Here is a 22,869-nt window from a genome sequence, read left to right on the forward strand (position 1 = left end):
AGCACGGCTGCCCGCCGGTGCGAAGCCCGATCGGAGCTAGTGCGAAGCGCCCATCGAGATCGTCTTGGGCCGCGGGATCAGCCACACCGCCGCTGCCGCGATGACGAAGACCGTGCCGGCCGCGAGGAAGATATGCAGCACACCGAGCGTCGAGGCCTGGACATCAACGATCCGGTCAAGCGCGGCGCGCGCCTGTTCGGTCGTCAGCCCGGCATTCTGCATCTTGTCCATCGTCTCGGCCGCGCCGTTGAGCGCGGGCACCAGTTCGGCGCGCGATACGCGGCTTGCATCGTCCCACGCCGTTGTCGCGATGGCTGTGCCGATCGCGCCGCTCAGCGTGCGCAGGAAGCTCATCAGGCCGGCCGCCGAGGTCTGATCCTTCGCCGGTACCGAGCTCAGCGCCAGCGCGGTCAGCCCGACGAAGAAGAAGGGCATGCCCATCCCCTGCAGCAGATGCGGCAACGCGAGGCTCCAATAATCGACGTCGGTATTCCAGCGCGCGCGCAGGATCGACATCAGCGCCATCCACAAGATGCCCGCGCAGACGGTGATCCGCACGTCGATCTTGGTCAGCAGCCCCGCCGCCAACGGCGAGAAGAGCACCGCGAAACAGCCGATCCACGCGACGATGAAGCCGGTTTCGGTCGCGGTGTAACCCGCCACCTGCTGCAACCATAGCGGCGTCAGCACGACCTGCGAGAAAAAGGCCCCGAAGCCTAGCGAAATGGCAACGGTCGCGAAGCTGAAGCCGCGAAAGCGGAAGACCCGGACATTGACCACCGGATTGGCGTCGGTCAGCTCCCAGATCAGAAAGGCGGCGAAGCTGATCGCGGCGACGATCGCCAGCATGACGATCCATGCCGATCCGAACCAGTCGTGCTCGCGCCCGGTGTCGAGCATGATCTGGAACGACCCGACCGACAGGACGAGCAGGATGAGGCCGACGATGTCGATCCGCATCTTCGCCTTCTTCGTCTCGAACGCGCCGAGCATGCTGCCGACGCCGAAGGCACAGACCGCGACGACGGGCAGGTTGATGAAGAAAATCCAGGGCCAGCTCCAATTGTCGCTGATCAGTCCGCCCAGAATCGGCCCCAGAATCGGGGCCGTCGTTGTCGTCATCGACCAGATCGCGAGCCCGACACCGGCCTTTTCCTTCGGAAAGATGCGCAGCAGCAATATCTGCGACAGCGGCATCAGCGGCCCGCCCGCGAGCCCCTGCAGGACGCGGAACAGGATCAGCGCGTCGAGCGTGCGCGAAATGCCGCACAGGAAGGAGAAGATGCCGAAGCCGACGATCGACACGATGAACCAGCGCACCGTGCCGAACCGCGCGGCGAGCCAGCCGGTGAGCGGGACGCTGATCGCGTCGGCGACGGCGTAGCTGGTGATCACCCAGGTTCCCTGGGTCGGCGATACGGCAAGGCCGCCCGCGATGTGGGGAACCGACACATTGGCGATCGTCGAATCGAGCACGACGACGAAATTGGCGAGCGCAAGCGCGAAGGCCGCGGCGAGCAGCTTGACGCCGCTCAGCGGCTGCGGCCCGGCCGGTGTCGATGCAGCGGATGCGGCGGCGCTGGCCATCGTTCAGCTCACTTTCCGCGCGTGTCGATCGTCGCTTCCATCGACAGGCCGACGCGAAGCGGATGGGCCTGCAATTCCTTGGGATCGAGCGCGATGCGCACCGGCAGGCGCTGCACCACCTTCACCCAATTGCCCGTCGCATTCTGGGCGGGGATCAGCGAAAAGGCGGCGCCCGTGCCGCCCGCAATCCCGATCACCTTGCCGTGATAGACGACATCGCCGCCATAATAGTCAGAGGTGAGCTCGACCGGCTGGCCGATGCGGATCTTGCGGAACTGGCTTTCCTTGTAATTGGCGTCGACATAGGCGGTGGCGATCGGAACGATCACCATGATCGGTGCGCCGGCCGCGATCCGCTGGCCGACCTGGACCTGACGATTGGTGACGATGCCGGCGACAGGCGCGCGGATGATCGTGCGCTCAAGATCGAGTTGCGCCTTCTCGAGCCGCGCCTGCGCCGCGGCAACATCGGGGGCGGTCTCGATCGTCGTGCCGCGCACCACCGCTTCGGCGGCACCAAGATCGCCGCTCGCCGAACCGCGCGTCGCTTCGGCCGAAGCGATCGCCGCCACAGCAAGATCACGCGCCGCGCTGGCGGATGCAAAGGCGGCGCGCGCCGCGGTCAATTCTTCGCCCGACACCGCACCCGTTCCGGCAAGGCCTTCGCGGCGCGCGAGTTCGGCACGCGCTTTCGCCACCGCCGCATCGGCGTCGCGCAGCCGCGCGCGGGCCTGCGCGATATCGGCGCCGCGCGCCGAAACGCGCGCTCGCGCGGCATCGGCATTGGCGCTCGCCTGGCCATAACGCTGGCGCGCCTGCCGCAGCGCGGCTTCGGCATCGGCAAGCGCGATGCGCTGATCGGCATCGTCGAGGATGACGAGGATATCGCCCTTCTTCACCGCCTGGGTACCGCTGACGCGCACCTCTTTGACCGGGCCGGAGACGAGCGCGGTAACCGCGGCCGAATCGGCGCCGACATAGGCGTTGTCGGTCGACACGCGCCCGGCCTGCGTCAGGAAATACCAGATGCCCCACAGCGCCGCGATCGTCACCACGACGAGCGCAAGGATGCGCAGCGCCTTGCGGCGCGTCGCCGGGCGCCCCTCGGCGGCGGCGGGGGTTTCGCTGTCGACCGCGGGAGTATCGGTCATTGCTTGTCTCCTGTTGGCGATGCGGCCGTAAATCCGCCGCCCAGGGCACGGATCAGGGCAATGTCGAGCGAAAGCCGGCGCGCTTCGAGGTCGGCGACCGCGCGCGCGAGCGCGACCTGGCTGTCCTCCGCGGTGAGCTGCGCAAGCTGGTTGGAAAGACCGGCACGGTAGCGCATCCCGGCAAGGTTGGCGGCGTCGGCCGCGGCCTTCAGCGCGTCGCGCCGGTCGGCAAGTTGGCGCGCTATGGCGTCACGGCTGGCGACGATGTCGGCGACATCGCGCAGCGCGGCGACGAGCGTGCGGTCGTAGTTGGCGACGGCGCCGTCATAATCGGCCCGCGCCCCGCGATACTGGCCCTGCAGCCGCCCGCCCTCGAAGATCGGCAGGCTGATCGCGGCGCCGCCATTGCCATATTCGGACCCGGTCTTGAACAGGTTTGACAGCCCGAGCGACTGGAGCCCGACGAGCGCCGACAGGTTGATGTTCGGATAAAAGGCGGCACGCGCGACGTCGATGCGCTTCGCCGCCGCCTCGGCCCGCAGCCGGGCCGCGACGATGTCGGGCCGGCGGCCGACCAGGTCGATCCCCGCCTGCGGCGGCAGTGCGAGCGACGGCGCGGCGAGCGCCGGACGCGCGATGCTCCGGCCGCGATCGGGTCCGGCGCCGAGCAGGGCGGCAAGGCGGTTGCGGGTGAGCGCGATCGCCTCCTCGATCGCGGCGACATCGCCGCGCGCCGAGGCGGCGCGGCTTTCGGCCTGCCGCTGCGTCGCCTGATTGTCGAGCCCGGCGGCGGTGCGCTTCACCGACAGGTCGGCGCTCGCGCCGCGGATACGGATCGCGTCCTGCGCGACGTCGAGATCGGCATAATAGCCCGCCAGATCAGCGTAGGCGGTGGCAATCCCGGTCGTCAGCATCAGCCGCGCCTGCGCAGCATCGACGCGCGCCGCTTCGGCTTCGGACGTGGCCGCCGCCAGCGCCGCGCGGTTCTTGCCCCAGAGGTCGAGATCGAAGCCGAAGGTCGCGGCAATGCTGCCGGTATCCTGAATACCGTCGGGCACGAAAGCCGGCGGGATTCCCATATTCTTGCTCTGCTGGACGCCTCCTGCGCTGCCCTGGATGCCGGCGCGCGGGAGCAACGCCGCCCCCGCCTGCTGCGCCAGCGCCTCGGCGGCGCGGACCCGCGCTGCCGCCGCCGCAATGTCGGGCGATCCCGCCAGTCCTTCATCGATCAGCGCATCGAGCTGCGGGTCGCCGAAGCGCTGCCACCACCCCTCGACCGGCCAGGCGCCCGCCTGATCGGCAAGTGTCGCCTGCGAATCGAGCGCCGCGGCGGCGACCGGCGCGGGCTTCTGCCCAAGATCGGGGACGCTCGCACAGCCCGCCAACAGGCCGAAAACCACGGTGGAGAGGAAAAATGATCGGGGCATGGCTTCCAACGATACTAGCTGGTATCATGCGCCATTGGACTTCGGAGGATGGCTTGTCAACGGAAATGATACCAGACAGTACGGTTGTGATGGATGACGCCGCGACCGCGCGCCGCAAGGCGTTCGTCGATGCCGCGCGCGAACTCTTCTTTGCCAATGGCTATGCCGGCACCACCATGTCCTCAATCGCCAGCAAGGTCGGCGGCTCGAAAACCACGCTGTGGACCTATTTTCCGTCGAAGGAGGATTTGTTCGAAGCCGTGGTCGACGATATTGTCGAACGCTATGGCGACGCGCTGGCCATCGACCTGCCGCTCGACGAGCCGGTGCCCGACGTGCTGCGCCGGTTCGGCAATGTGCTGATGACCAAATTGACCGCGACGCCCCTACTGTCGCTGTTTCGCCTGGTCGTCGGCGAGGCCGAGCGTTTTCCGCACCTGTCTAAGACATTCTATGATCGCGGGCCGCGCAGGGGCAAGGCGCGCGCCGCCGACTGGGTGGCGGCGAAGATGGCGCGCGGCGAACTGCGCCCCGGCGATCCGATGCGCGCCGTCCAGCATTTTTCGGGCCTCTGCCAGTCGGGACTCTATCAGTTCGCGATCCTAGGCATGACCGACCCCGACGATGTCGAGCGGCTGCAGGCCGACGTCGAGGCCGCGGTCGAAACCTTCTATCGCGGCTGGCGCCCCGACACGGCAGCCTAGATCCATCCCTGTCCCAAAAGGCGACAGTTACGAGGGCGGTCGCTGCTGGCGCGGGCGGCGATCATGCTAACGAGGCGGCGTGGAACCGATTCGCGACGCCATTTATTACGAGCAACTCGCCCGGGTCGCGCGGCTTAAGGCCGACGCGAGCGACGACCCGTTTCTGGCGCGGCGGCTGCGCGAGGCGGCGATCCGCAACGAGCGGCTGGCGCGCCGGTTGCGCCGCGAGGAAGAGGGCGGGGCACCCGATGCGTAAGCCTGAGCCGCCCGCGGCAGCGTTACAGTTCGATCATGATCCGCACGCTGTCGGCATCGACACCCGCGGCGAGCGCGATGCGGCGGCGTGCCGCGGCAATTTCCATTTTCAGCATGTCGCTCTCGGCATCCGCCTCGGCACGCGCCGAGGCGCGCAGGCCGACCATCGCGGCGACACCGCTCAGCTGCTGCTCGGGAACGTCGAGCGCACGCGCCAGCGCGAGCAGGCTCGTGCGGCGCGGCGCGGTGGTGCCATTTTCCCACGCCCAGATACTCGGCTTGCTGAGACCGGCCGCCTGGGCGAGCCCCGCGAGGCTCAGCCCGCGCGCCTGCCGCAGCCGCCGCAGCCGCGCGCCGAGCGTCTCCTCAGCATCGGCAGCGGCATCGGCTTCAGCCCGGTCGGCGGGATCGAAATCGGAGGGGAGCGGATTGCGCAGCCGCGCCGCGCTGAGCGCTGCGCGCGGCAGCGGCTGGCGAAAGCGGCAGCCATAGAGCCGCTCGCTCTGCCAAACGACCGCGGCGACGACGTCGCCGGCCTCGGGCAAGGCGATCGTTATATCCTGTCCCATCGTAAGATCGGCGGCGGTTTCGATCAGCACGCCGCTGACAGACAGATTGTGGACGATAACCTCCGTGCCCTGACCGGGCGCCACCGCGCCCGCCACCGCAAGATTGAGACGCAGGCGATCCGCCCGTTGCTGCCCTTCGCCCGCGGGGGGCTCAACCATCGTTCCGTGAATGACCATAGGCGGCTGCTTGTCGCAGCGCAGGGTAAGCGAGGGGTTAATGCGCACGCTCGTCTCATCCGATTCGTGCGGCAGCTGGGGCGAGCCGGGGACGCAGGCGAAGGAGCCGGCGGACGGTCCCGCGGGACTTCGGGGCGCGGATGCACGCCGGGGCAGGCTGGACATGGCGACTTTCTGTTCTTGCTGTTCTTGCACCCCGCAAACCGGAATGGCGACCGACAGAAACGCCCGAAAGCCGCGCTTTGTTGCCGCGACTCACCGCACGCTTGCCCCGCCGCGGCGCAGAAGAGCGCCGATACGGCGTCAAATGTCGTTCACTTTTCCGTTAAGAAGTTAACCGCCGCTGTTTCATATCAGGACGGCCGCAAAGGTGATCCGCGGAGCCGATTTTCGGATTAACCCTCGAAACCCCCGCGAATCCGGTAATTATCAATCCTTCCAATGGCATCGGCAGTGTCGAATCTTGCCAAGATGCAATTTTGAGGGTTCACATCTAACTGAACCATCGTATTAAATCCCTCTTAACGGAAAGGGGGGTTAGTCGGGTCGCGACTTCCCCGGGCATCCAGTGCCCGAGACCGCCACTGAGCCGGTCGAAAGCCGTTCTAGGTTTTTTGAGGGGAGAGCCATGCGTCCGCTGCTTATCGCGCTTGCTGCGTTTGCATTCGCTTCGCCCGCCCTCGCGGGCGAAATCGAGAACGCCCGGTCGATCGACATCGCGGTCAGCGGGTCGATTCGCGAACATTGCGGCATCGGCAGCATCGGTGACATGGACTTCGGCAATATCGAACGCCGCGGGCTGGGCATCCAGACGCGCGTAGCCTTTGACTGCAACGTCCCCTTTACGATGACGATCAAGGGCGCCAGCGGCGCACTGACGCACTCCACCATGCCGAACGGCCAGGGCCCCTATGGCGGCAAGCTGCCTTATAATCTGGCGGTGCAGATGCCGGTGCGGTTCCCGTCGTCGCAGACGATCAGCAAAAGTTTCAGCAGCGCCCAGCTTCAGGCCGGCGGCGTGATTTCCAGCAACGGCGGCATCGCCACCGACGGCATGACGCTGGCGGTCGAACTGGGTCAGCCTACGGGTGAGGCCGGGATGCTGCTGGCAGGCGAATATTCGGAGACGATCACGATCACCGTTTCTCCGACCTGACGAAATTCCTTCGCGAGGGGCGACTTCGCGGACGGATCAGGCCCTTGGGGTGGCACCGACCCCCTGGGTTCTCCGACCAGCCGGTGCATATGAACAGCCGCCTCCCCGCGACGGGGGCGCGGTTCAAAAATGAGGGAAGAAGGTTATGAAAAAGATTCTTACCGGCGCCGTTGCCGCCATCGCTCTTGTCGGCATCGCTTCGCCGGCCGCTGCGCAGACCAATCAGCGTCACTATGCTGGCGTCGTTGCGGGCATTCCGTACACCTCGACGAACCCCGGCCCGTTTGCGACCTTCGGTCTCGAAGTCGGCCTCGCTCTTGGCGTTGGCACCCGCTACACCGCCGTCGCCGATGCGCCGAGCGACAGCGAAAGCGCGACCCCGACCGTCACCACGACGTTCAACCTCACGGGTTCGGTGAACAAGGACTGCTCGTTCTATGCCGGCAACAACGCCAGCGCGACGAACATCGACTTCGGCGTGATCGGTGTCCGCACCGGCAACAACGAAAACGTCAACTCGGCTTTCGAAATGGTCGGCCCGGCGTTCGCCAACATCGAAACGCTGACCGCTGGTTGCAACTTCAACAACGAAGTTTCGATCACGAAGAACAACGTCAACGGTCTCGTGAACAGCGCTGCCGGCGGCTATGACACCGACGAATTCCAGGCGAACATTCCGTACAGCGTCACGGCTGCCTGGACCGGCGTTCCGGTGAACACCGTCACCAGCGGCACGGGCCAGTCGCTCGCCGTTTCGACGTCGCAGCTCGGCAACACCATCCAGCAGGGTGCGTGGCGTTCGAACATGACGATCAACTTCAACGCCCCGGCGATCACGAACAAGGGTCTGGTCGCCGGCAACTACGCGGGTTCGACCACGCTGGTCCTCAGCGCGCTCTAAGCTCGTGGCGTAACCACAGGGAAAGGGGGAAGAGCAATCTTTCCCCTTTCTTCATGAATTAATGCAATTATTCCGGGAAATGCAGGGGGGAAGGGGAATCATGGCTATCTTGTCCGTGCTGAAGCGCCAGTCGAAGGCGCTGCTGGCGGCGATTGCCGCGCTGTTCATTCTTGTCCCCGCGGCATACGCCATGCGCGTTTCGCCGATGGTCGTCGAAATGGAATCGAACGGCAGCAACACCGTCGCCCGTGTCGAAGTCCAGAATATCAACGCCGGCAAGCTCGCTTTCCAGACGCGCGTCTTTCGCATGGAAATCGACAAGGACGGCAAGATTACCGAAACGCCGGCCGACGACAAATTCCTTGTCTTCCCGCCGCAGGGCGCGCTGCCCCCCGGCGGACGCCAGGTGATCCGCCTGCAATGGGTAGGCGACCCCGAAATTCCGACGTCGCAGGCTTATTATGTCTCCGTCGAACAGCTTCCCGTGCCGTTCGAGCCCGGGAGCAAGGACGCTGCCTCTGCGCAGGTGCAGGTGCTCTATACGATGCGCGCACTCGTCGTTGTCGCCCCGCCGGGTGCCAAGCCTGACGTCAAGGCAGCATCGGCGCACCAGGTCAATTACCAGCCGCCCGCGCTGCCCGGCGCGACCGAACAACCGCCGCTGCAGGACGGGGTCGCGGTAACGCTGCGCAACGACGGCCGCCGCCATGCAATGATGGCAAATTTTTCTTGGCACCTCGAGGGCACCGACCGCGAAGGCAAATTCCTGCGCGTCGATGTATCGCCCGAAGAATTGGCGCGCGTCGTCGGCACCGGCTATGTCCCGGCGCAGGGTGAGCGCACCTTCAACCTGCCGGTCCCGGGCTTCGGCCCCGGCCCGATCAAGCTGACCTTCGCGAAATGAGGCTGCGGGCGGCCGTCTGCTCGGTCGCTTTGCCGGCCCTTTGGGCCAGCACCGCCGCCGCGCAGGTTTCTATTCCCTTGCCCCAGCGGCCGGGGACAGCTCAACCGACGCCTGCGCCGGCACCAGCGCCGAGCCCGCCGCCGACCAGCATCCCGCTGCCCGGCACGCCGACGCCTGCCCCGACGCCGACCGAGCCCGATCTCGGAATGCCGCAGGTGCCGATGGGCCCCTACGGCCGGCCCGACATCAATCCCTACGACCGCGACATCGAAATGACGGTGCCGCTGACCTTTCTCAGCCGCAGCCTCGGCGACATTCCGATGCGGCTGACCGCAGACGACCGCTTCCAGCTCGACACTGAAACCTTTCTCAAGCTGCTGAAACCCATCCTCAATGACGAGGCGCACGCCAAGCTGGCCGCGCATCTGGCGGGCAAGACGCAATTCGGCCCCGACGACCTTGCCGAAACCGGCGTCGCGCTGACTTATGACCCCAGCACGCTCGCGGTGGTGGTCGTTCAGGTATCGGCAGATCAGCGATCGACGGTTGACCTCTTCGCGCCGCCCAAGGAGGATATGGACGATATCTCGCTGCAACCGGCGGGATTTTCGGCCTATCTCAACCTCAACCTCATCCAGTCCTACCTCTGGGAAGGCAGCAACAACACCGATCCGCCGACGATCAATTTCGACGGTGCGATGCGCGTCGGTGACTTCGTCTTCGAAGGCGATGCGCAGATCGGCCAGCAGATCAGCCTGTCGGGGGGCGACAGCTATAAATTCCACCGCAACTATGCGCGCCTCGTCTATGACCAGCCCGAGGATTATCGCCGCTGGTTCATCGGCGATCTCGACCCCGAAATTCGCGGGCAACAGGCCTATGTCCAGATGGGCGGCGTCGGCGTGCTGCGTCAGCAGCGGCGCTTCAACGCCTTTCGCTCGGCGATTCTCCAGGCCAACCGCCAACTGATCCTGCAGCGCGAATCGACCGTCCGCTTCCTGCGCAACGGCTCGCTCTATCGCGAATTGCGCTTGCAGCCGGGCCGCTATGACTTCAGCTCGCTGCCGCTCGTCGCGGGCAGCAACGACATCCAGATCCAGGTCACCGATAATACGGGCGCGGTCCAGGATCTGTCGTATCAGCAATATCTCGACCCGATCGACCTCGACCCGGGCGATTATGAATATGGCGCCTTCCTGGGGCCGACGAGCAGAAACTTCGGCTATGCCCCCGATTATAAGGGTCCGGTCGCCTTTACCGGCTTTTTCCGCAAAGCGTTCGTCAACGCCCCCGCCATCGGCGTCGGCCTGCAGGCGAGCAAGGATGTCCAGACGCTGACCGGCCAGACGCAGTTCGTGCTCGGCAACGGTGGCCGCCTGCTGCTCGATGCGGCGGGCAGCCATTCGAAGGATGTCGGCACCGGCTTTGCCGCGGGCGTCAGCTACGAACATTTCTTCGATCGCGGCGGTTTGTCCGACAGCATGACGCTGCGCGTCGATTACACGTCGCCGCATTTCGCAACGCTCGGCAACCTCCTTGGCATCAACACGACTTCGGTGACCGCGTCGGCGCAATATACGCACCAGTTCAGCCAGAAATTCCTGACGACCTCAACCGCATCCTACATCAAGGGGCGCGGCACATTGGGCGACAGCTATCGCATCGGCACCACTGGCTATTACCGATTCGATCGCGAATGGACGTTCCGCGCAGGCGTTGAATATGCGAAATATCCGGCCTCCTTTTCGCGCAACAATGGCTTCAGTGTCGTCGCCGGCCTGGTCTTCCAGCCCGATTATCGCCGCCGCGCGGAAGCGCGCTACGAAAGCCGCGACAATCTGGCCGAGCTTTCCTACAACCAGAGCGGCCTCAACCAGCTCAATAGCGTCGGCTTCGGCGGCGTCCTGACGCGCCAGGACAATTCCGCGCAGGCCGCCGGCTATGCGACCTATACGGCCAACCGCTTCGACGCCGCGATCAGCCACGCCGCCTTCGGCCCGAACATTTCGAACTTCGCCAACGTCAATGTGACGACGCTGCGCGTCGGCACGACGCTGGCCTATGCCGACGGCATGTTCGGCATCGGGCGCCGCATCAACGACAGCTTCATGCTGCTCAAGGTGCATGAAAATCTGGGCAAGCGCGACGTGGTCGTCGGCCAGTCGCTCGCGCAGAACGACTATATCGCGCGGAGCGGTTCGCTCGGTGCGGCGGTGCATAATTTCCTCGGCTCCTACACCACCCAGTCGGTGCAGTATGACGTCCAGGACCCGCCGCCGGGATATGACACCGGCCCGGGCGTGTTCCGCGTCCATCCGCCTTACAAAAGCGGCTATGCTGCGCGCATCGGCACCGACGCCTTTGCGAGCGCGATCGGCACGCTGATGCTCACCCCCGAAAAGCCGGTGTCGCTGGTCGGCGGGCGCGTCACGCTGCTCGACGTCAAGGAAGGCGACAATCCGCAGCCGACGCCCTTCTTCACCAACTCGGTCGGGCGCTTTGCGGTATCGAACCTGCTGCCCGGCCGCCGCTATCTTGTCGAAACCTATGGCCCCAACGGCACGGTCGACAGGGCATTCGAATTTACCGTTCCGGCCGATACGACCGGTCTCGTCAATCTCGGTACCGTGAAGTCGGGCTCGTTCAAATAGGAGGCTTCCATGCTTCGCGCATCGCTTTTGCTCGCCGCCACGCTGATGGCCGCTCCCGCCTTTGCCCAGTCGGCCAATTCGGCGCGTCCGACCGATTGCATGGTGCGGATGAACGCCGCGCCGACGAGCTGGATGATCTCCGGCTACGATCCCTATGGCGGCTCGCTGCCCGAAGGGACGTTCAGCGTCACCTATATCAATGACGGCGGGTCCGAATGCCGCTTTGCGCCGCTGTTCGACCTGTCGCAGCCGCCGTTCGGCCTGTCGAAGGGGACGGGCAAGCGCATCGGCTATGCGCTCGTCAACCTCACCGATTCGCAGGATGTGACGCCGCGCGCCGGCCGCTCGCTGCGCACGCCTTCGCAGCGCGAGCTGGTGCTGGCCCCCAATGAATCGAAGACGCTTCTCTACAAGCTCGTCGCCAATCCCGAAGACGTCCGCGATTCGGGCACCTTCACCCAGGACGTCAGCATCGAGGCGCAGGACCGCAGCTTCCGGTCGCTCGGCGGGACGCAGGTCGTTCTCGGCCTCGAGGTGCTGCCGTCGGCGCGCATGGGCCTGTCGGGCGCCTATTCGATGAGCGACGGCCACGCCGTCGTCGACCTGGGCGATCTGCGTACCGGGGTGGCGCCCGTGCCGCTGCAGCTGCGCGTCAGCAGCACCGGCCAATATGATCTGCAGGTGACATCGGCCAATTCGGGCAAGCTGCGCCTCGGCGCCAGCGACTGGACGGTGCCCTATACGATCGCGGTGGGCGGAACCGCGGTGAATCTGGCCGGCACCAGCCGCCTGTCGGGGCCGACCGGCAATGGCTACCGCCGCGATTCGCTGCCGATCCAGTTCATCATTGGCGATGTCAGCGATCGCCGCGCCGGGACCTACAGCGACGTGATCTCGATCTCCGTCACCGCGCGCTAAGCACTTAAATTTCCGATCTTCATGCGCAGAAAGCGCCGGTTCCCGGCGCCTGTTCGCGTGGGCACTTAACTGAATATTAGATGTGAGCGGCTAATCACCATCCAACACGTCGGCCAATTCGGGCGGAAAGGGTGGCGAATGAAACGGAAACTTTCGATTGCTCTCGCGGGCGCCGCGCTCGTGGCAGTACCGACGACGGCGCTGGCCGCCTCGTACGGCTTTAACCTGTTTGCGACGGTGGCGGTCAATTGCACCGTCAATCATCAACTGACCGGCTTCGGCGCGATCGAGGGCGACGCGGTGTCGCTCGGCTCGTTCCGCGAATATTGCAACGCGCCCACGGGCTATGAGCTGATCGTCAGCTATGCACCGGGCACTCTCGTCGGGACGCGCATCATCGCCGGCAGCGACGAAATCCTGCTCAACGGTTCAGGCCAGGCAGTGCTGAGCCGCGCAACCGGCCCGCGAATCCGCGAACGGCCGATCGCCGCGGTTCCGGGCGAGAACGGCTTCGATTCGGACCATCTGGACCTCCAGATCATCCCGAGTTGATCGCGGCGGCGATACGGAAATACGAAGGGGGCCGGTGCAAACCGGCCCCTTTTCTTTTGTCGTCGAGCCTCACCGATCGGCTTTGGCGCATGCGAAGGCGATCGTCGACGCCTTCGCCGGCATCGAGGCAGTAATCGAACCCGCTCCAGATAAGACAGTCGCGGTCCTATTCGAGCCACCAATCCCGGCGGCCGACCACTGCCTTTCGGTATCCGGGCGGCCGCTCGTGAAAAGCGGGTCTCGCAAAGCCAAATGCAGGACAAGCTACCTCTGTTCGGACGGATATCGCCTACGCCGGGTCGATCAGGGAATGACCATCACAAGCCGCCGCACCGACGATCTCGGAGCCTTCTGCGATGCGAATATAAAACCGCTCGCGCCGGTCGATGCGGACGTCGGACGACGCCAACTTTAACGCAAGAATTGCCGAAGATAGTCCGGACCGCGCGAGAGCGCGGCCCGGTGGAAAGCACTCAAACCCTTATCGTTTTGAAGCTCGCCGGGAATACCCCGATGTCCGCCGCCCGGTTCCCTGGCGACACGATATTTTTGCCTGAAGGCATGAGGTTATGGCAATGCCAGCGTGAAACCGGGCCTTTAGCGCAGGTTTCGACCACCAATGGCCAAGCTGGTTCCAGTCATCATATTGCCCGGTTCTAGCGAGCCAACGGCGGGTTCTGGCATCATTGATGGAGCAGCTGAACGACCGAAATCGGGAGCGTTGCCGTCCCGCTGCTATTCGGCTCGAGTTGGAGATTTGCGGCCAGGCGGCTTTGAGCGCTGCACAGAAACCGCTTCGCCGTCATGGCGACCGGATCCGCCGGTAGGATTTGTCCAGCGTAACGGCTCGCCGGCGACATGCTGTTTCGCGCTAGGCGGCACCAGACCCAGCTCCTTTCAACAAAGAAAGGGCTCGCCCGAGGGCGAGCCCTTTCGGATTCCCGACAATCACTGCCGTGAACCCATTCTCCGCTCGGGGTCGCGACGAGCTTCGAATATCGTCTATTGTCAATCGGGGCCGGAGCATTTTGACCCTGCTCCGGCCCCAGCTGCATGTTGCCTTTGATCGGGGTAGAATGATCAGAAGGCGATCCGCGCGGTCACGCGTGCGCCATGGGTGTTGCGATCGCCGGCCAGCGTGCCGCTATAGGCGGCGCCGATCCGGAAATTGCCCGCGCTGTAATCGAAGCCCGCTTCGATCTCGGCCGAATTCTTCGGGATCGGCGTGCCGATCAGGGCGAAGCTGCCGCCCCCGGTGGTGAAGGCCGCGGCCACCGGCGCACCGCGGTCGCCCGAAGCCCGGTTCCACGCGGCCGACACATAGGGCTGGAAGCCCTCACCGATGTTGAACCGTGCGCGGCCGCCCAGGCTGACGAAGGTCGTTTCCTGCTTCGCCGCCGCGATCGAAAGCGCGGCATTGCCGCCGGCTTCGGCAAAGGCGTCGCTCTTGGTGCGGACATGGGCGAGACGGAAGAAGGGCGTCAGTGCAAGGTTGCCCATCCGCACGTCATAACCAAGTTCGCCGAAGATCTGCATCGTGTCCGCATCGCGCTTCGACGTCAGCGTCTGCGCCAGCGTCGCGACGCTGATCGAACGACTGGTGTCGATATCGTGCCAACCATAGGCAAGGCCGGCGGCGGCGCGAGCGCCCTCACCCGTGCCATAGCTGACATGCGCGGCCAGATATTTGCTGTCCGCCTGTGCATGGTCGTTGCGGCCGCCGAGACGGAAATCGCTGTCGCCGATCCCTGCTGAGATTGCCGCCGCGAAGCCGTTGCCGCCATAGCCGAAGCCGGTAACGAAGCCCTTGTGGTCGGTATCCATGCCAAAGCGTCCACCCTTGGCATCGAAATCGCCCCAGCCGCCGAAGGCCGAACCCCAGAGGAAGAGGCCGGCCTCGGCCGGACCCGACATGCTGTACAACGCATTGCGCAGGTGCCGGCTATCGTCGGTCAGCCCGCTGAGCGTGCTGGCAAGAATTTCACCTGAGAGATCACCAAAGGCGGCCTGCGCGCCGGCGGCATTCTGGTTGACCACCGCTTCGAACAGCGGATCGTCGATGCCGCGCGACTGGACCGCCGCGGCAACGCTGGCCTGGTTGAAGCCGATCGCCACGTCGGCGAAATCGACGTCGTTTCGATAGAGCGACAGCGTCACCGAATTGGCGCCGTAACGCAGCAGCGGATCGAGGAAGGCCAGGTCGCTGGTCACCGAACCGAAGGTGCCGTCGATCCCGCCCGCACCCGTCAGGATCACATAGTCGGTGCGGCCGTTATAGTCGCCGTCCTCTGCAAGCACGGCCACGCTCGCATCGCTGTCGATGGTGACGAGGCCCGTCGCATCGACGCGGTCACCCGCACCCGCGGCATTGACCTCCACCTCATAGACCGAACCGGCTGCGAAATTGAGATCGCCGTTGACGGTAAGGCGCCCGATCGAATTGCCCGGCGTCAACTTGCCGTCGCCATTGATCGTCGTCGTGCCGACGCTGCCGTTGCCGCCCAGCGCGCCGCCCGCATTGACGGTGACGTCGGAGACGATCGAACCGTTGACGGCAAGCTTGCCGCCATCGACGGTCGTCGGGCCGGTATAATCGCTGTCGCCCGACAGGTTGAGCGTGCCGTCGCCCGATTTGACGAAGCCGCCGCTTCCCGAAATGGTGCCGGCAAATTCGCTGTTGTCGTCCTGATCGACGGTCAGTTGATTGTCGCCGAGTACGACTTGGGCGCCGCTCTCGCCAGCAAGGCCGCCGATCGTCTGGTCCTTTCCGGTGATGTCGAGCGACCCGCCTTCACCCAGATTGAAGTCGGTACCGGGGTCGATCGTCCCGCCGATCCGCACCGCGCCTCCGAAGATGTTGGTCACGCCCTGGAAGCCATAGTCACCCATGAAGGTCAGCGTGCCATCACCCAGCTTGTCGAGCGTACCGCTACCCGAAAAGGCGCCGAGGAAGTCGTAGTCGTCCGAACGGTTGAAAACGAAACGCCCGTCGTTGACGATGTCGCCGGCGAAGCTGCCTTCGGTGCCGCCCGCGCCGAGTTCGAAAAAGCCGTCGCCCTCGGTCTTCACATCGCCCTGAAGCAGGCCGGTGAGGACAAGGCCGCCGTTCGACACGATCGTCCCGCCGGTGTGCGCCACCGTATCGGTATCGACGGTAAAGACCGCATCGCCGATCAACTGCAGCTTGCCGCTGCCGCTGATCGTCAGTTCGTCAAGGTTCGAGACGGTCTCATCGTCGCCGAAGTTGAGCACGAGCAAGCCGTTGGTCGTCACCGCCGGGGTAAGGATGGGCGATTCCGCGCCGTCTTCGCCAACCACTTCATTGACCTGCAACGCAGCGCCTTCATCGATCACGACGTTGCCGAATTCGCCGACCATGCCGCTGGTCGACCAATAGCCCGCGGCGACCGTCAGCGCTTCAAAACCCGATACCGCAGTCAGTTGCTGCGCCTCGGTCAGTTCAAGGATGTCGCCATCGAGCACCAGATTGTCTTCGCCCGCCCCGGCATCGATCAGGCCATCGACGGCGCTCCCGGTGTTCAGCGTCACCACATCGTCATACGCATCGAGCTGGATTGCGACGCCATTTCCGCCGCTCAGCGTGCCCGCATTGGTGACGTTCGACTGGACATGGGCAATGATCGGCGCGCCATCGGTGCTGGTGATCGTCCCGCTGTTGATGAAATTGCCGAGCAGGCCGGGCGTATCGGCAAGGTCGCTCTGAATGAGGACGCCGCCGGTGGTGCCGGTGATCGTGCCCGCATTGTCGACGGTGCCGCCGCCCGACAGGATGATACCGAACCGGTCGCCACCGATCGTTCCGCTCGCGCTGTTGACGACATTGGCCGCAAAGCTCTCGCCATCCTGTCCGTCATAGGCGTACATCGACACGCCATCGGCAAAGGAAGCCCCCGCACCGGTAATGGTGCCGCTGTTGGTTACGGTGCCGCCGCCGATCAGACGGACGCCATCGTTCGATTCGCCGCTGATCGTGCCGCTGTTCTCGACCGTGGTTCCGATCGCGATGCCGACCAGATCGCCAATATCGTCATCGAATTGATAGGCGGTGGTGATCCCTGCGCCCGCGCCCGAGATGGTGCCGCTGTTCTTCACGCTCGACGCTGCGGTCGTGATCGTGATCCCGGCGTCGGGCGCGGCGGCGAAGCCGTCGTAGCTGCCGTTGCCGCGGATCGTCCCGGCATTGTCCACCGCGAGCGTCCCGGTCGCATTGGAATAGATGCCCGACGTCGCGCCCTCGATCGTTCCGCCTTCCAGATTGGTAACGATGGCGTCGGCACGCGATCCTTGCGAAACCGCGGCACCGAAGTCGCTGAGGATCGTGCCGCTGTTTTCGAGCGTGGCGCTCGACATGTCGCTGCCAAAGCCCACGCCATAGCCGTCGCCGCCGCTGCCGCCCAGGTCTCCCGTGCCGTGGATCAGCCCGCTGTTGACGACGCTGGCCGTCAGCCCGCTGCGATCCTCGCCCGGCGCGCTGTTGAGTGCGGTCCCCTGGATGAACATGCCGCCGACGACGCCGACGATCTCGCCCGCGTTATCGACCGAACCGCCGCCCGACAGGATGATGCCGAAGCGCTGCCCGGCGATCGAGCCGCCGTCCTGATTGGTCACGCTAGCCGCATAATCCTCGTTCGCCTGGTCGGCATAGCCATACATCGAGACGCCGTCGGCGTCGACGCGGCCGGCGCCGCTGATCGTGCCCGAATTGGTCACGCTGCCGCCGCCGATCAGGCGGACGCCGTCGTTGCTCTCGCCTGCGATCGTGCCGCTGTTGACGATCTCGGTATCGATCGCGCGACCCTCAAGCTGTCCGGTTTCGGGGTTGAAATAATAGGCCGTGGTGATACCGGCGCCGGCGCCCGAGATGGTGCCGCTGTTGTCGATCGTCGATGGAGCCCCCGCGAGGGTGACGCCGGCATGGGGCGACGCGTCGAAGCCGTCGTAATTGCCATTGCCGCGGATCGTACCCGCGTTGACCAGATCAATGCCTCCTTCGTCGTCGTGGACGCCGATCGTTGCACCCTCGATCACTCCGTCTTCGGAATTGACTATCGAGAGGCGGCCGTACGAGCCGTTGGCGACAGCATAACCCGTCGTCCCCACGAGACTGCCGCTGTTAACGAGTTCGGACGATTCGAGGTTGCCGCCGAAGGTGATGGCATTGCCACCCGAAATCGTCCCGCTGTTCGTCACCGACGCGGTTTTGCCCGTTTCCTCCACGGTATTAGTCTGAATATAGAGGCCGCCCGTATTGCCGTTGATCAGCCCTTCATTCTCGACGACGCCCCCGCCCGAAATGATCGCGCCGAAGCGATCGCCCCGGATCGTGCCGTCCTCGCTATTCGCGATCGTACCGATGGCCGTGACCCCCGACAGATCCTGCCCGGCAAAACTGAACATCGACACGCCGTCGGCGAGCGTCGAGGGCGTGCTGGCGACGCCTTCGATCGTGCCGCTGTTGGTGACGCTGCCGCCACCGATCAGGCGGACACCATCGTCGGTCTCGCCGCGGATAAGCCCGCTGTTGGTTACCGCGGTATTGACGGCATCATGCACCGACACGCCCGGCGCGGTCTGAAGCGCGTTCGTCGTAATTCCAAAGGTCTTGCCGCTGATCGTGCCGCTGTTGTTGATGACGGCATCGGCGCTCTGGATGTTGACGCCGATCTGGCTCTGGCTCTGGATCAGCCCGACGTTGGTGAGGGTCAGCGTACTGGTTCCGGCCGTAACCGCATTGCCCCCGGCCAGAATCTGGCCGTCCTCGGTATTGTCGATGACAAGCGCCCCGGCCGATGAGCCCAGGATACCCAGTACCTGTCCGTTGATGGTGCCGCTGTTTTCGATCGTTACGGTTTCGAGCGACCCCGTCGCGACGATGCCAAGGAAACCCTGCACCAGACCCGTGTTGGTCAACGTCGCGCTGCGGCCTTCCTGGGCCGGCGTCGCTCCCATCACGATGGCGATCGGCGTCTGGGCACCCGGAATGGCCGGATTAAACTGCCCCGTGGTGCGGATGATGCCGCTGTTTTCGATCGTTCCGCCGCCCGACAGGACCACCCCGAACGTCTGCCCCTCGATCACGCCGTCGCTGTTGTTGACGATCGATCCGACGCCCGCAACCCCCTCGGCGATCCGGTCGGGAAATTCGGCGATCGCGACGCCGATGCCGTTGATCCCGCTGCCCGGCGCGCCATTGGCGCCGCGGATGGTGCCATCGTTGGTGACGCTGCCGCCGCCGACGAGCGACACGCCCGCTCCGCCTTCCCCGCTAATCAGACCGCTGTTGACGACGACCGTGTCGGCGGCGAGCGCCGCCGGCGGCAGATTGTCGCCATTTTCATCCTCGCTGAAGAAATAGGACGTGGCGATCCCGTTTGCCGCACCGCTGATCGTCCCGCCGTTGGTGATCGACGCCCCCGGCTGCGCGATGACGATGCCACCGGCTGGCCGGCTGTCCAGCCCCGCAGGCGAAAAGCCGTTGCCGCGGATCGTCCCCGCATTGTCGACGATGACTGTGCCATTATCCGCGTAGATACCGATATCGTCACCAACGATTTCCTCGTCCTCGCCGACATTGATCTCGACCGTCCCGGGTTGGTCCACATGTACGCCGAAAGCGGGGGTCTGTTCCTGCGCATGGGCGGCAGCGCCCAGTTGCAGGATCGAAAGTCCGGCGATCGCGCTCGTCGCGAGCAGGCGCGATTTTGAATTATTCGATATCATCTGGAATTCCCCTTGGTTCACCATAGTGCGCGAAGGGGTGCCGGCGGACGCGCAGCGTCACCGTGTATAACCCTCCACCATGTTCATGCGCCCCGCATGGCCGAATGACGCCTCGCCTTCGACCTTTACGAGGCCAGCTAGGGGACCGCGGGAGCGAGCGTCTACCCAATGTTTTTTAGGGTCGCGGGTCTCGTGAGGGACGTTCGTCTTGCCAGGCGCGGAAAACCGCGGCGACACGCCACCACATTGATTTCAATGAAATTTGACTTTGGCTTAGCAGATGGCGACGAACGTTAATCATGCCACACCGATTTCGCGCCATCCTCCACCTGCTCGCGCTGCTTGCCGCTTTCGGGTTTACCGAAGCGCGCGCAGCCGAGCTCCCGCTTCTCGATTTGCAGGCGGGAAAGGACGCGCCATCGCTCACCCCTTATGTCCGCTATGCCAGGAATCTCGGCGATCCGGCGGCAATCGGCCTTGACCGTCTGCTCGGCTCGCCACTCGTGCCGATCCGCGGACAGGCGACCCATTTCGGCCCGCCGGGAACCAAGACTACGGCCCTTCTTCGCGTGCGTAATGCCGGGGACAAGAGTGCGGCATGGATATTCACGACCGGGCGCGGTTCGCTCAAATATTTTCGGCTCTACGAGGTTCAGGACGGACGCTTCGATCTGACTGTCGATGGTGCCGACGCCGCTTCAGCGAGCCGCAACCTGCGAACCTATCAGGCGTTCAGCAGCGAATTGGTGCTCGATCCGGGCCAGGAGAAAATCCTCGTCATCGACTTTCTGTCCGAAAACTCGACCTACATGCCGCTGAGGATCGAAACCTACGGCAGCTTCTTCAAGGCGAGACGCGAAAATATCGCAATGGTGTCGGGCGTCGTGATAGCGGTTGTCGTGCTGATCCTGCTCAATTTTCTCTTCTTCTCGATCACCGGTCACCGCGAATTCATCTGGCTCGCGATCGCGCAGGCCTTTTTCGCCCTCAACACCGTCCATTCGGAGGGCTATTTCACCATCTTCTTCCTCGCCGACACCCCGCTCCTCGGGGTCGCCATCGAGGAGATCTTCAAATGCGGCTTCGCTGCCGCCATGGCTCAGTTCGGCCGCAGCTTCGTCGGCACCCGGCAGCGCTTTCCGAAGCGCGATTTTGTGCTTCGCACCCTGATCGGCGCGGCGCTTGCGATCATGCTGCTCCAGCCCGGGCTTTGGCTCTATCCACCGGGCCTGCGCAGCGCTCTCCACATCGGCGGATGGTTTGTCGCGGTCGCGGTTGCGTTGTTCCTGCCCTTCATCGGCTTCGCCGCCATGAAGCAACTGGGGCGTCAGCTCTGGCCGCTGTTTGTCGGCTGGGGCAGCCTTGCCGCTTTCATCATCTATGCCGCCGTGGCTTCGATGGGGATTTTCTCGTGGCTACCGATCAACTGGCATCTTTCGGGCCCCGTGGGGCTCTTCGAATCGCTGATGGTAACACTAGCTCTCGGGCTCAATCTCAAGAAGATTCAAGGCGACAAGCTAGAGGCTAACTCCAACTATGCTCGCTCGATGGAAGAACGCCTGGCGATTAGCGAGCAAGCGGCGCGACTGGCCAAGGAAAAAGCCTTCGCGCTTGAGACGGTCAACAGCCAGAACGCTCTTTTGCACGCCTCGGGGCATGACAGCCGCCAGGTAATCCTCGCGCTCAACAGCGCGATCGGCGTGCTGAAGCGCGGCGATGGCGCGAATGCGCATGGCGAATTGACGGCCATGCTGCAAAGCTCTGCCGACTATCTGAACGAAATCGTCTCGACGACGATCTCGGGCGCCAATATCGTCGGGGACGACACCGACTTCCTCGCGCTGTCAAGCTTTCGGGCGCAGGCGCTCGTCGAGCCGCTGGCCATGATGTTCCGCACCCCCTTCGCGGGCAAAAAGCTGACACTGACCGTTCAAGTCGAAGGAGAGGTGACACTGGTGTCCGACAAGCCTTTGCTGATGCGCGCGCTGGCGAACCTGCTCAGCAATTGCTATCATTATACCGAGCGCGGTGGCGCCAGCCTGACTATCGGTACGGAGGCGAGCGGCGCGGCAATCCATATCCGCGACAGCGGCCGGGGCATGCCCCCGGCGATCATGCACGCGCTGAACGGCGACGACACGGGGCGGCTGCGCGGGCATGCAGATGTGGGCGGCACCGGCTCGGGATTTCGGTCCGCCAAGCGGCTCATCGAACGTCTGTCGGGTTCGCTGGAAATCCTGTCTTCGGATTCGAGCGGAACCCTTATCCGAATTCTTCTGCCCTGCGCTTGGCCGGAGGTGACGCCGTGCGACGCAGAGACCATCCAGGCCGGCCTTCCAGACTGGCAACTTCTCGACTTTGATCAGCGCGCGGCGTTCGAAACCGGGCTGGCCGGCTCGACCGTCGCGAAGCGGCAGATAATCGCCTTGAGCTATGACGACACAACGGTCACGCGCAGCCGGCTGAGAAATCAGGTCGGCTTGATGATCATCAAGCCAATTTGCCGCGAGTTGCTTGGCCACCCCGTTTTTGCAGCGAGATCAGAGAATGTTTAGCTCCTGCGCGCGTTCGACGATCTTGCGGTTGTTGGCCACCTCGAGCTTGCGCCGGAGTTCGGCGATGTGAAAAGAGACAGTCGGCTGCGCGATTGACAGTCGGTAGGCAATTTCCTTGTTGCTCTCGCCCTGGGCCAGGTAATGAAGAATCGCCATTTGCCGCGAAGAAAGGGTGACGGGGGGCTGGCGATAGCGACCGAGCGCGTCCCGCATGTGCGGAGAAATATAGAGCTCGCCTGCGAGCGCCGCCTCGCAAGCAGCGATGACTTCTTCGGCCGGATCCGCTTTGCTCACCACGGCCCGAGCGCCGAGTTTCAGCGCATATTCTACCTCGCCATAAGCATTTTCGCCCGTCAGGATGATCACCGTCATGTCGCGCGAACCGACGATCTCAGCAAGGATGTTGATGCCTTTCACATCGGGTATGTTGAGGTCCAGGATGACCAGATCGACTGGCTGCGACTGGACGAAGGCCGCCACCGTAGCGCCGCGATCGAGGGCACCCACGACGATATATTCGGGATAGGCCTGAAATAGCATCCGCAAGCCGGCCTGCGTGATCTGGTGATCGTCAACGATCAGAATCTTTTGTTCGCCAGCCATCCCGCCCATTCCGAAGCC

At 64.4% G+C, this 22,869-nt stretch carries 16 protein-coding genes; 10 read left to right on the plus strand and 6 right to left on the minus strand.

Annotation, left to right across the window (positions count from 1 at the left end; genetic code table 11):
• Positions 1-36: 36 nt before the first annotated feature.
• The 3 genes from MU856_RS15435 to MU856_RS15445 are packed head-to-tail and all read right to left on the minus strand — an operon-like array spanning position 37 to position 4,165.
• A complete protein-coding gene (locus tag MU856_RS15435) occupies positions 37-1,587 on the minus strand; it encodes a DHA2 family efflux MFS transporter permease subunit (RefSeq protein ID WP_062901535.1) in 1,551 nt (516 codons plus the stop codon).
• Positions 1,588-1,595: 8 nt separating this feature from the next.
• A complete protein-coding gene (locus MU856_RS15440; protein WP_263587855.1) occupies positions 1,596-2,738 on the minus strand; it encodes an efflux RND transporter periplasmic adaptor subunit in 1,143 nt (380 codons plus the stop codon).
• A complete protein-coding gene (locus MU856_RS15445; RefSeq protein WP_062901533.1) occupies positions 2,735-4,165 on the minus strand; it encodes an efflux transporter outer membrane subunit in 1,431 nt (476 codons plus the stop codon). The genes MU856_RS15440 and MU856_RS15445 overlap by 4 nt, the downstream gene beginning before the upstream one ends.
• An 89-nt stretch (positions 4,166-4,254) precedes the next feature.
• On the opposite strand from MU856_RS15445, the gene MU856_RS15450 reads away from it, so the two are divergent.
• Together MU856_RS15450 and MU856_RS15455 are read left to right on the plus strand one after the other, a co-directional pair.
• Positions 4,255-4,869 (plus strand): TetR/AcrR family transcriptional regulator, encoded by a 615-nt coding sequence (locus MU856_RS15450; RefSeq protein WP_062901532.1) that lies wholly within the window; start codon positions 4,255-4,257, stop codon positions 4,867-4,869.
• 79 nt (positions 4,870-4,948) lie between these two features.
• Complete coding sequence (locus MU856_RS15455; protein WP_186401581.1) at positions 4,949-5,125, plus strand: hypothetical protein; 177 nt, start codon at positions 4,949-4,951, stop codon at positions 5,123-5,125.
• 22 nt (positions 5,126-5,147) lie between these two features.
• Here MU856_RS15455 and MU856_RS15460 read toward each other — a convergent pair whose 3' ends face one another.
• Positions 5,148-5,852: a helix-turn-helix domain-containing protein gene (locus tag MU856_RS15460; RefSeq protein WP_186401580.1), complete on the minus strand. Its 705-nt coding sequence runs from the start codon at positions 5,850-5,852 to the stop codon at positions 5,148-5,150.
• A gap of 586 nt (positions 5,853-6,438) precedes the next feature.
• Between MU856_RS15460 and MU856_RS15465 the strand changes: the two genes are divergently transcribed.
• From MU856_RS15465 to MU856_RS15495, 7 genes are all read left to right on the plus strand, one after another.
• Positions 6,439-7,026: a hypothetical protein gene (locus tag MU856_RS15465; RefSeq protein WP_263587856.1), complete on the plus strand. Its 588-nt coding sequence runs from the start codon at positions 6,439-6,441 to the stop codon at positions 7,024-7,026.
• Positions 7,027-7,171: 145 nt separating this feature from the next.
• The gene (locus tag MU856_RS15470; protein WP_062901529.1) at positions 7,172-7,927 is read left to right on the plus strand and encodes a hypothetical protein; all 756 of its coding nucleotides are present in this window, start codon (positions 7,172-7,174) and stop codon (positions 7,925-7,927) included.
• 100 nt (positions 7,928-8,027) lie between these two features.
• Positions 8,028-8,831, plus strand: a complete 804-nt coding sequence (locus MU856_RS15475) for a molecular chaperone (RefSeq protein WP_062901528.1) — start codon at positions 8,028-8,030, stop codon at positions 8,829-8,831.
• A gap of 77 nt (positions 8,832-8,908) precedes the next feature.
• Positions 8,909-11,482, plus strand: coding sequence for a hypothetical protein (locus tag MU856_RS15480; protein WP_263587857.1), 2,574 nt, complete (start codon positions 8,909-8,911; stop codon positions 11,480-11,482).
• A 9-nt stretch (positions 11,483-11,491) separates the two neighbouring features.
• Complete coding sequence (locus MU856_RS15485) at positions 11,492-12,400, plus strand: hypothetical protein (RefSeq protein WP_062901526.1); 909 nt, start codon at positions 11,492-11,494, stop codon at positions 12,398-12,400.
• Positions 12,401-12,538: 138 nt separating this feature from the next.
• Positions 12,539-12,952 carry a hypothetical protein gene (locus MU856_RS15490; protein ID WP_062901525.1) on the plus strand — a complete coding sequence of 138 codons (414 nt, stop codon included), beginning with the start codon at positions 12,539-12,541 and terminating at the stop codon, positions 12,950-12,952.
• 34 nt (positions 12,953-12,986) lie between these two features.
• On the plus strand, positions 12,987-13,367 hold the full coding sequence (locus tag MU856_RS15495) for a hypothetical protein (RefSeq protein ID WP_263587858.1): 381 nt from the start codon (positions 12,987-12,989) through the stop codon (positions 13,365-13,367).
• 665 nt (positions 13,368-14,032) lie between these two features.
• On the opposite strand, the gene MU856_RS15500 is transcribed toward MU856_RS15495, so the two are convergent.
• Positions 14,033-19,693 carry an autotransporter domain-containing protein gene (locus MU856_RS15500; RefSeq protein WP_263587859.1) on the minus strand — a complete coding sequence of 1,887 codons (5,661 nt, stop codon included), beginning with the start codon at positions 19,691-19,693 and terminating at the stop codon, positions 14,033-14,035.
• Positions 19,694-19,992: 299 nt separating this feature from the next.
• Between MU856_RS15500 and MU856_RS15505 the strand changes: the two genes are divergently transcribed.
• Positions 19,993-22,248: a sensor histidine kinase gene (locus MU856_RS15505; protein ID WP_263587860.1), complete on the plus strand. Its 2,256-nt coding sequence runs from the start codon at positions 19,993-19,995 to the stop codon at positions 22,246-22,248.
• Here the strand turns inward: MU856_RS15505 and MU856_RS15510 are convergent.
• Entirely contained in the window at positions 22,234-22,860 is a 627-nt protein-coding gene (locus MU856_RS15510; protein ID WP_263587861.1) for a response regulator, read from the minus strand. The two genes, MU856_RS15505 and MU856_RS15510, sit on opposite strands and share 15 nt — an antisense overlap.
• Positions 22,861-22,869: the final 9 nt, after the last annotated feature.

The sequence above is a fragment of the Sphingopyxis sp. GC21 genome, from assembly GCF_025727575.1.
GTDB lineage: Bacteria > Pseudomonadota > Alphaproteobacteria > Sphingomonadales > Sphingomonadaceae > Sphingopyxis > Sphingopyxis terrae_A.

Bases quoted from the DNA above. Each gene is read 5' to 3' on its own strand.
- MU856_RS15435 (WP_062901535.1), bottom strand. From the start codon at position 1,587: ATGGCCAGCGCCGCCGCATCCGCTGCATCGACACCGGCCGGGCCGCAG.
- MU856_RS15440 (WP_263587855.1), bottom strand. From the start codon at position 2,738: ATGACCGATACTCCCGCGGTCGACAGCGAAACCCCCGCCGCCGCCGAG.
- MU856_RS15445 (WP_062901533.1), bottom strand. From the start codon at position 4,165: ATGCCCCGATCATTTTTCCTCTCCACCGTGGTTTTCGGCCTGTTGGCG.
- MU856_RS15450 (WP_062901532.1), top strand. From the start codon at position 4,255: ATGGATGACGCCGCGACCGCGCGCCGCAAGGCGTTCGTCGATGCCGCG.
- MU856_RS15460 (WP_186401580.1), bottom strand. From the start codon at position 5,852: ATGGTTGAGCCCCCCGCGGGCGAAGGGCAGCAACGGGCGGATCGCCTG.
- MU856_RS15470 (WP_062901529.1), top strand. From the start codon at position 7,172: ATGAAAAAGATTCTTACCGGCGCCGTTGCCGCCATCGCTCTTGTCGGC.
- MU856_RS15475 (WP_062901528.1), top strand. From the start codon at position 8,028: ATGGCTATCTTGTCCGTGCTGAAGCGCCAGTCGAAGGCGCTGCTGGCG.
- MU856_RS15485 (WP_062901526.1), top strand. From the start codon at position 11,492: ATGCTTCGCGCATCGCTTTTGCTCGCCGCCACGCTGATGGCCGCTCCC.
- MU856_RS15490 (WP_062901525.1), top strand. From the start codon at position 12,539: ATGAAACGGAAACTTTCGATTGCTCTCGCGGGCGCCGCGCTCGTGGCA.
- MU856_RS15500 (WP_263587859.1), bottom strand. From the start codon at position 19,693: ATGATATCGAATAATTCAAAATCGCGCCTGCTCGCGACGAGCGCGATC.
- MU856_RS15505 (WP_263587860.1), top strand. From the start codon at position 19,993: ATGCCACACCGATTTCGCGCCATCCTCCACCTGCTCGCGCTGCTTGCC.
- MU856_RS15510 (WP_263587861.1), bottom strand. From the start codon at position 22,860: ATGGGCGGGATGGCTGGCGAACAAAAGATTCTGATCGTTGACGATCAC.